This window comes from Verrucomicrobiota bacterium, assembly GCA_016871535.1.
Taxonomy (GTDB): domain Bacteria; phylum Verrucomicrobiota; class Verrucomicrobiia; order Limisphaerales; family SIBE01; genus VHCZ01.
On the sequence record VHCZ01000011.1, the window covers coordinates 47,988 to 55,609 of the forward strand.

General features: G+C 60.2%; 3 protein-coding genes. 1 reads left to right on the plus strand and 2 read right to left on the minus strand.

All coding sequences use genetic code 11. From position 1 onward, the window contains the following. Positions 1-103: 103 nt before the first annotated feature. Entirely contained in the window at positions 104-3,565 is a 3,462-nt protein-coding gene (locus FJ398_02990; GenBank protein MBM3836925.1) for a hypothetical protein, read from the plus strand. Positions 3,566-3,997: 432 nt separating this feature from the next. On the opposite strand, the gene FJ398_02995 is transcribed toward FJ398_02990, so the two are convergent. Next, positions 3,998-5,488, minus strand: coding sequence for a hypothetical protein (locus FJ398_02995; GenBank protein ID MBM3836926.1), 1,491 nt, complete (start codon positions 5,486-5,488; stop codon positions 3,998-4,000). Positions 5,489-5,652: 164 nt separating this feature from the next. Continuing rightward, positions 5,653-7,473 carry a DUF885 domain-containing protein gene (locus FJ398_03000; GenBank protein MBM3836927.1) on the minus strand — a complete coding sequence of 607 codons (1,821 nt, stop codon included), beginning with the start codon at positions 7,471-7,473 and terminating at the stop codon, positions 5,653-5,655. Between the last annotated feature and the right edge of the window lie 149 nt (positions 7,474-7,622).

Below are 7,622 nucleotides of genomic sequence, written 5' to 3' on the forward strand. Positions count from 1 at the left end.
TCGACCCAATATCTGCGGAGCCGTCCATTTTTCGGCGGATTGTGATGGAAAGAATGTCAGATCCAAGGTAAGAATTGCGCGGCAAGTGGCTAAAATCTCGCTTATGAACTCGACACTCCATCACGCATGTCTCACGAACCCCGTCCTGTGGTCCCTTCTCGTCTCTGCCTCTTGCGTTGTGAACGACGCCCGGGTTCTGGACAACTTTGATGACAACAAGAAATCCGACTGGAAAGACTTCACCTTCCAGGCCGGGTTCGGGATTCCGTCCGAAACCGCCGGGCAATTCAAGTTCGTCCAGCCGCCGGCCGGCCAGGCCATCTTTTCGGCCAGCACGAAAACCTCCGAGACCTACACGCTGCAAGATGGGCGGACGATTGAGTTTCGCGTCGATCTGGTGAAGGGCAACGGCAAGGACGCGTTCGCCGTGCTGGCCTTTATCCCCACGGCGTCCAGCGTGAACACGCTGGCCGGCTATGGCTTCGCGAAGTCCACGACCGACATTTTGATCACGAAGGGCATTGGCAAATATTTTGTGAACGAAAATCCTGCCGAGCCGCTCAAGAATGAGAACATCACGCTGGTGCTTTCGCTCACAGGCCAAGGCACGAGCGTCCTCATCAACGCCAGGGTCCTGGACAAAGACAACAACAACGCCGTGATTTTCGACCGGACGGTGACCGACACCCCGGGCGCGGACGTGTTGCGGAATGGCACGGACAGCCCGGCGGCGCCTTACTTCGGCGCCGGCAATTTCGTGCTGTATTGCTACCAGGACTTCGACCGCAGCGCGCCGCAGGACACTTACGAAGTGACTTACGACAACGCCGAAGCGTTCGTGCTGGACCACACCGTGGTCGATGATTTCAACGACAACACGAAGACCGATTGGAAGGATTTCACCTTTGTTACGGGATTAGGGTTGCCAACGGAAACGGGCGGCCAATTCAAATTTGTCCAGCCGCCGGCAGGCCAGGCGCTCTTTTCCGCCAGCACCAAGACCTCGCGCACGTTCGATCTCGTGGAAGGCGAGCGCCTCGAACTCCGCGTCGATCTGGTCAGCGGGAACGGCAAGGACGCGTTCGCGGTCATGGGTTTCATCCCGACGACGACGGGCGCGGACACGCTCGCCGGCTACGGCCTCGCCAAATCGACGACCGATATTTTGATCACCAAAGGCATCGGCAAATATTTCCACAACGAGAATCCGACCCCGGCGCTCAAGAACGAAAAGGTCACGCTTGTGCTGTCTCTGGAAGGGCGAGGCACCAGCGTCATCATCAATGGCAAGGTGTTGGACAAGGACAACAACAACGCCGTCATCTTCGAGAAGACTTACGTGGACACCGCGGGACCGGACGTGCTGCGGAACGGGACCGACAATCCGTCCGCGGCGTATTTGGGCAGCGGCAATTTCGTCTTGTATTGTTATCAGGATTTCGACCGGAACGCGCCTCAAGACTCCTACGAAGTCATTTACGACAACGCCGAAATCTGGGCGCCGCCCGTCGCCGCGAACACGCCCCCGGTGATTTCCGAAGTGAAGCCGGCTGAGTTCGCCAACTTCTTGCCCGCGTCCACGCCAGTTTCCTTCAAGGCGACGGACGACAAACCCCTGGACAACGCAAAGATCGAAGTCAGTTTGAACGGCAGCGCGCTCACGAGCGCCACCGGCTTGACGATCACCGGCGCGGGCAACAGCCGGACGGTTTCATTCGGCGGCCTGGCCGCGAACGCCAATTACGCGGTGGAAATCAAAGTGACGGACTCCGACAACGCTTCCGCAGGTTCGACGCTTTACTTCGACACCTTTTCGCCGAACAACCTGGTGATCGAGATCGAGGATTTCAATTTCGGGGGCGGCCAGTTCGTCGATAACCCGATCGTGATCCCCGAAGGCACCGGGCCGCAGGCGAAGGCATACGCCAATCAGGCCGGCGTTCAAGGCACAGACTATTCGGACACGCGGACGAGCTTCCAGAACGTGCCGTATCGCCCGGACGACTACGTGCGCATGCGGCAATCGCTCGACCTGACCCGCGACAAGTTCACCAAAGCGGGCGGTTCAGCGGCCTCGGTGTTCGACTATGACGTCGGAGACATCGTGGCGGGCGAATGGATGAACTACACCCGGACTTTTCCGGCAGGCACCTACGAAGTGTATTTGCGCGAGTCGCTCGTCAACGGCACGCAAGTCGAGGCGGTCTTGGAGAAAATGACAAGCGACCGCTCTCAGCCCAACCAGACCACGCGCACACTGGGTTCTTTCCTGGCTCCGCGAACCGGATATCTCCTGCGGAACATTCCGCTCACCGATGGCCTGGGCAAAAGCAAAGTCATCGTCCGCCTCTCCGGCCTCGAGACGCTGCGGTTGCGTCAAGTGTCCTCCGCTCCGTCGGACGGCGGGATTTTTCAGAATTACCTCGTGTTCGTGCCGGTGGCGGATCCGGGGCTTCAGCGAGCCACGGTAACGGGAGTTTCCCCGGCGCATGGCACGACCGTGGAATCGGCGACGCCTTTCCTGCAAGCGACGATTCAGAATCGCGACACCACCGTCAAAACCAACAGCATCGCCTTGCGCGTCAACAACGCCGTGGTCACCCCCACGATCCTCAGCGACGCCAATGGCGCGACGGTGGGTTATGCGCTGTCGCCGTTGCCGCCGCCGAATTCGACCGTCACCGCGCGGCTGACCTTCAGCGACAACCTCGACGTGGCGCAGACGAACGAATGGAGGTTCACGCTGACTTACAAAGCGCTCGACACGTCGATTCGAGTTCCAGGGCCTGGTTTGGCGCGCGGCCTTAACTTGCGATTGGTCCAGGCGCCGCAAGGCTCGGCCTTGGAAAACAGCCTCCAGCGCGCGGAGAATCAACTCGCCGCCAACTCCACAATTCCCGCTGCGATCTCCACGAATTTCACGGCGGACGTCATCAACTTTAACAAGACCGAAGGGCCGCGCGGCAACTTCGAGAACGACGCCGTCTTGCCTCACCTCGACCCGGCGGGCAACGGCTTGGACGATTTCGCGGTCGAAATCACGGCCTACCTTGAATTGTCAGCGGGCATTCATCGCTTCGGCGTGGTCTCGGATGACGGCTACAAGATTTCGTCGAGCCGCAATATCAGCGACGCCTCGGCCACACCGCTCGAATTCCACAATGGCGGTCCGGCGAACGAGACGTTTGACTTCGTCGTCCCGGAGTCCGGCCTTTATCCGTTCCGGATGGTATGGTACGAACGTGGAGGGGCCGGGTATGCCGAATGGTTTTCGGTGGATATCGCGACCGGCGAACGCACTTTGATCAACGATCCCGCGAATGCGAAAGCGGTCAAAGCCTACCGGACCGTGACTCCAGCGCCGGCCGTGAGACTTGAAACCGCGCTCGCCGTGACCGGGCCGTTCGCCGCCGAAGCAAGCGCCATTGTGGACGCTCAAGTCCGCACAATCACGATCCCGCTTCCGCGCGAAGCCGCACGCTTCTTCCGGATCAATTCAGACGCGCCGAAGAAGATTTCGTCGATCAAGATCGCCGGGAACCAGATCGTCATTGCGTACCAGTGATGCGCAAACTCTTTCCCAAAAGCGCAGCTCGCCGCCAATGAACCGGGCATGCGGAGTGCCGGTCTCCAACCCGGCGGATTTCGGCGACGCCTTGTCATTGCGCCGGGTCGGAGACCAGCGCTCCGGTTTATGGGAAGCTCCCACGGCCTTCGAGCCATGCACATGGCCCATGAACCTGAGATTGTGCGGGCCGCAGCCTTCAGGCTGCTTCCACGCACTCTCCGGAGTCCAGCGCTGAAGCGGCCTAAAGGCGCCTAACGGCCACGGTCCGGAACGGTTACCCTGAAAGCAGTAGCACGTCGTTGAATTCCAAGGGGCGTAACTTTCATGCGAAGTGGTGTCCCAGAATTGGGATGGGGGATTCATGGGGAAGGCAGCCTTCCCGTCACGCGTTCCAACCGCTCAGCCTACGCGATTTCCTTTCCATCGGTGTTACGGATTCCGCGTCTGGCGGACCAACTCGGTCATTTTGGCGGTCAAGAGGCCTTCGATCTTGGTCCGAAAAGGCCCGTAAAAACCGTAATAGATGAGCGACGATTGCGCTTCGTAACCGCCCTCTTTCAAAATCCGCACAGACGGAATGTAGCACGGCACTTCGTAGGCGTAGCCGACTGGCCAGGGCTGGTCCGCGGCGAACAGGCGCTTGAAGCGGATGCTGTAATCAACCACGACTTCGCCGCCCATCGCGAGGAAGGTCAGGTCGTCGCCAATGCGGATTGCTGCCAGCGGAAGTGGGACGCCCGTCGGCGGCTTTTTGCCGGCGGCGAGATTTTTGAGATAGAGTTCGGCGCGACTCTTGACGTACGCGTCCTTGCTTTGCGCGTCCTTTTCGAGTTGCTCGCGGCCGGGCGGATCCTCTAACGGGAGTTCCAGTTCCTCGAACGCAAGTCTCAGCCGGCCTTCGACAGGCCGCATTGGGCGGTTGAGCACGCCGAGCACCGTGCCGGCCAGCTCCACGCCATGGCGTTTGGAATCCAGGAGCGTGCCCCGCGGCGAAGGATTGGAATCCGCGCCCATGCCTGTCAGATAGATTGCCGTCGTGCCGGGATAAAGCGACTCGATGTGCTGGCGGGCGTAGGCCATGTAATCGCCTGAGACGATGTAAAAATCGTCGCCCGCGATGCTCGTCCCGTGGCAGGCGTAGCCAAACACAACCGCGCGCACGGTGTTGTTCGTGCCTTTGACCTTCAGGACATTGACGTCCCAATCCACTGGGCCGTCCGGGTTCTCACCGAACACGACGGCGTCGTCGCGATACACGCGGCGGTTCATCGCGAAGGCCGCGCGGCCAATTCCGTGTTCCAGCAGGGCAGGCTTCAAGTCCGCCAAAGCAGCGCCGGCGACTTCGACGAGTTTCTGGCGCAGCATCGCGCTGTACCGGCGCACGCGCTGCGCTTCCTGATCCGAATAGTGGTACATCGTCTCCAGCGTGCCTTCCAAAACCGGCGCGGAATGCGTGTGGCTCGAGACAATCATGACTTCGCCGCGCTTGAGTCCGTGCTTGTCTTCGATCTCCTGGAGGACGGGCGCGGTGAATGCGCGGCTGACTTCGCAGTTGTCGAGCGAAACGAAGACAATCCGCGTCCCTGAAGCGCTTTTCAACGCCATGGCTTGAACCAGCAGCGGGTGATCGAGTTTGTCGGCGGCCTTTTTGCGCGCGGCGTAACCCGCCAGCCAGATCGGAAGCTCCGGCGTCACGTCTCGCACGGCGAGGCCGACCTGCAGAGCGCTGACTGGCTCAGCGGCCAGGAGAAAATTAGCCGTAAGCGCCGAGGCGCTAAGGAAAAAGCCGAATTGCAGTAGAGCGTGCGCGAGCCATGAGAGGCGTTGAGGGCGGTTCATGGGGCTGTGCTTAGCGGTTGCCACGCGTGCGCGCAACTCAGAAACGATCATTCGGGCATTCTGGAAGCGCATGAAGCGCATCCGGGGAGCGCACGCGCCCTCGCGCGCAGTGGTTGGCGCCCTCGCCAACCACCTTCAGTCGGACTGAATCGGCCGACTCAGTGCCATGGTTTCAACGACGTTCCGACCGGCGAAGGCGCCGGTCGGGACACGCGGGGGCGCGTGTGGTCCCCGATTCCCAGGACTCACAGAACTTCATCCCAAATCTTCCGATCCTTGAGCATCACCTCTCGGAGCAGGCGGATGGGCGGCGCGCCGTGGCGCAACATCTCGTCGTGAAATCGTTGCAGCGAGTAACGGGCGCCTTCCTGCTTTTGGTAGTCGCGACGGAGTTTCAGAATCTGCAGCTTGCCCACGGTGTAGTAGAGGTAGCCGGGATCGAACGTGCCGCGCAGCGCTTCCTGGCGCGCCGGCTTCGGTTCATAGTAACAGTTCTCTTCGAAAAATCTCGTCGCGTCGTCGAGCGACATGCCTTCGCAGTGCGTCTTGATCGACACGCAAAGGCGGCAGAGGCGAAGCAGCGCTTCATCCGATTGCGCCAGCCGATATTTCAACGCCTTGATGCGGTCTGCCGGGGACGCGTTGCGCACGGCCGCGGCGCCGAATCCTTCATCGATCATCATTTGCTCGGTGTAATGCGCCCAGCCTTCGACGAACGCGTAGCTGGTGAATATCTTCTCCAGCCTGGTCGCCGCCGAGGCGTTCAAGCACAGGAATTGCGTGTAGTGGCCGGGATAAGCCTCGTGAATCGAGACGATGTCAGTTGTGTAGTAATTGAATGCCGTGAGCCATTCCTCCTTTTGCTTCGGCGTCCAATGCTTCTCCACGGGCGTGACGTAGTAATACGCCTCGGTGGCTTTCGTCTCAAAGGGCCCCGGCGTATCCATGGAAGCGAAGCTCGTCGCGCGAGCGAACTGCGGCGTTTCGTCCACACGCGCGCGCACTTCCGAGGGCAGGGTGATGATCTTGCGGTCGATCAAGAATTGCCGGATCGCTTCGAGATTCTTTCGCGTCTCGGGAATCAGGCCGTCCTCAGTCGGATGGTCTTTCTGAATCTCGCGGAAGACTTCAATGGGCTTGCGCGAGGGATCGATCTGGTGAGCGGTCTCGGCGAAAATCGCTTGTTCGCGCCGCAGCTCTTGCAGGCCGATTTCGAGGATTCGTTCGGGCGACAGAGCAATCAACTCCTCGACCATGAGCATCTTCTGGTATTTCTCGCGGCCGAGGGCGTAGCGCGTGTGCGACCTGGGCAGTTGCTGGACTTCGAGCCACGCGACGTAGCCCCGCAACTCCGAAATCGCACACTCGTTCGCCCCTTCAAAAACCGCTCGCAACGATTCGTTCTTGAGTCCCCGCAAAGCCTCGACCAAGTCCTTGCCCAGAAACGCCGCCGCGCCGTTGGCGACTTCAAGGGCGGTCTCGACGTAAGGTTTGGCCAGGGACTCCGCCAAATTGGCTTTCGCGGCAGCCATGACTTTCGGCGCTTCGTTCAGAATCGCGATCACGGACCGCACGCGATCTTCGAGCGGCGCGAAGTTGCGTTTGACGTAAATGTTCACGTCGAACGCGCCGGCGTAGGTCATGGGGTTCTTCGTGAAGATGGCCATGTCTTCAAATTTGAAAATCTCGCTCTGGATCGCGGCGCGGAGGATGCGGTAATCGTAGAACGCCTGGCGGCTCAAGGCGCCGGTCTTCAACTCCGCCAACTGCTGTTCAAATCGCTTGAGGCGGGCCAACTCCGCGTCCAACGCGGCCCGACTGAAATCGGTTATCTTTCCGTCGTACTCATGGAAACCGAGCGCAGTTCCGGTTTGGGGTCGGAAGGCGAGATAACCCGCGAGAAACTCTTCCGAGACGCGAGTGAATTCCGCGTCGGCGCTGCCGGGACGAAAGGCTCCAGGGATCGGCACGATGCCGGGGGGCGCGTGCTGGGCGCAGCCCGCCAGCAGCAAAAAAAACAGAGAAACCGAGAAACTCTTCAACAGCGTCTGGCCAACGTAGGGCAGGCTTCCAGCCTGCCTGCGTCGGCTAAGTGGTCCATTTCATAAATACGCTCACGTTCGCGGCAAGGGATTTTTCGGCCAGACGAGGCGCGAGCGACGAGCATATCCCGAAGTGGATCTGTAAGGAGCAAGCAACGAAGTCTGGCGAAAAA